Origin of the sequence: Phaeodactylibacter xiamenensis (assembly GCF_000759025.1) — a bacterium.
In the GTDB taxonomy this organism is placed as follows: Bacteria; Bacteroidota; Bacteroidia; order Chitinophagales; family Saprospiraceae; genus Phaeodactylibacter; species Phaeodactylibacter xiamenensis.
This window is the reverse complement of record NZ_JPOS01000099.1, coordinates 1-621: the sequence shown is the minus strand read 5'-3', so window position 1 is coordinate 621 and position 621 is coordinate 1. Positions and strand designations below refer to the sequence as shown.

The window sequence follows — 621 nt, the reverse complement described above, 5'->3', positions numbered from 1 at the left end:
CTGCGAACGGCAATATCCTGGACGGCCACGGCCAGTTCATCTATGAAATTGACTTTGCAACAACTGCTCAGCCTGTGGTTGGCTTTACTGGTGATTTTGCACCGGGTAACTGGAGCATCCTTCAGCAGAATAATGGTTCTGTATCCTTTGCTGCTAATGGCGCTTCTGTTGACTTTGACGGCCCTGATGGAATTGGCTGTTTCGGAACGGGTGCCGAGGCATCTATTGCCATTGCAATGCCTAATGATGGAAATGTCACTTTTGACTACGATTACACTAGCCTCGATATATTCGGTTCTGGCTGGGATGCGTTCATCGCACTCGTTGATGCTAATGGCAATGTAACAGTCTTAGTAAATACGATCAACAGTGTTAATGCAGCGGGTACTGTAAACGTAGACGTTGCAGCTGGTGACGTACTGGCTATTGGAGTTGCATCTGTAGATTGTACCTTAGGCCCAGGCGTTGCAACAGTCGACAACTTCGTCTTCTCTCCATTGACACCAGACGCAGCAGGCTTCGAGCCATGCTGGGGCTATGTTACCGGCGAAGACAAGACGGCACCAGTTATCGAGTGCCCGGACGACACAGACGTAGCGACTGTCAGTGTGCCTGTACAAA

1 protein-coding gene is annotated in these 621 nt (G+C 49.8%); it reads left to right on the top strand.

Translation table 11 applies throughout. The annotated features are described in order from the left end of the window. Window positions 1-621: hypothetical protein (locus IX84_RS33650; protein WP_044229972.1), on the top strand; the 621-nt coding region annotated here is incomplete at both ends.